Origin of the sequence: Achromobacter arsenitoxydans SY8 (assembly GCF_000236785.1) — a bacterium.
GTDB classification, from domain to species: Bacteria; Pseudomonadota; Gammaproteobacteria; order Burkholderiales; family Burkholderiaceae_B; genus Achromobacter; species Achromobacter arsenitoxydans.
Genome location: NZ_AGUF01000100.1, coordinates 1 through 1,027 on the forward strand (window position 1 = coordinate 1; position 1,027 = coordinate 1,027).

The window sequence follows — 1,027 nt, forward strand, 5'->3', positions numbered from 1 at the left end:
GTTGTCATTTTCAGAAGACGACTGCACGGAATATCAGGAGTCGGCTGCACTGGTGGATTGCAGCGCGGTGTACAGGGCCGTCTTGCTCACCTTGAGCCGTGTAGCGGCCTCTCGGACATTAAGCCCGTTGGCGATGTGCTCCCGCGCTCGCTGCAACTTGTCGGCGGTGACAACCGGCTTTCGCCCGCCCTTCCTCCCACGAGCGGCGGCGGCAGTCAACCCGGCCTTGGTGCGCTCGCGGATCAAGTCGCGCTCGAACTGGCCCAGCGCGCCGAACACGTGGAAGATGAGCCGCCCGCCTGGCGTGGTGGTGTCGATGGCTTCCGTCAGAGAACGGAAGCCGACGCCTCGCGCTTCCAGCGCGCCTATCGTTTCGATTAGGTGCGGCATAGAGCGCCCGAGCCGATCCAGCCGCCAGACGGCCAGCACGTCGCCGTCGCGCAGGTAGGCCAGCGCATCAGCCAAGCCGGGGCGGTCGGCCTTGGCCCCGGAAGCCGTGTCCTCGAAAACGCGCTCGCAGCCTGCCTTGCGTAGCGCATCCGTCTGCAAGGCGGTGTCCTGTTCCGCCGTCGATACCCGCGCATAGCCGATCAGTGCCATTTGCCGCCTCTCTTGTCCGTCATTCCGTCCGCCTATCTTAATGTCCGACAACCCGTTGTGCAATAACTTTGCTGGACAGTGTCCGGCATGGCCGACTAATGATCGTTTGGCGGACAAGGCGACTGGCATCAGCCGAACAGCTCGCTATGGGAGCCAAGCCGCGCCAGTCGCAGGGTGTCGGCGTCGGACTTGCGGTAGATCAGCAGCAGGTCGGGCTTGATGTGGCATTCGCGGTAGCCCGCCCAATCGCCGGAAAGATCGTGGTCGCGGTATCGCACATCCAGGGGCTGATCGGTCGCCAGCGCGACCAGAACCGGCTTGAGGTCATCATTCGTGCAGCGGACTCCTGATACTGTTCGTTCAATAGACGACTGCACAACAGCCTTCAAACCGCGTTGTCTGGTGCAGTCGTCTTCTGAAAATGACA

General features: G+C 62.7%; 2 protein-coding genes. Both read right to left on the bottom strand.

The features are described 5' to 3' along the window. Window positions 1-33: 33 nt before the first annotated feature. Entirely contained in the window at window positions 34-600 is a 567-nt protein-coding gene (locus KYC_RS27630; RefSeq protein WP_003159185.1) for a recombinase family protein, read from the bottom strand. Between the two features lie 128 nt (window positions 601-728). Beyond that, window positions 729-965 carry a type II toxin-antitoxin system YafQ family toxin gene (locus KYC_RS27635; RefSeq protein ID WP_013521179.1) on the bottom strand — a complete coding sequence of 79 codons (237 nt, stop codon included), beginning with the start codon at window positions 963-965 and terminating at the stop codon, window positions 729-731. Between the last annotated feature and the right edge of the window lie 62 nt (window positions 966-1,027).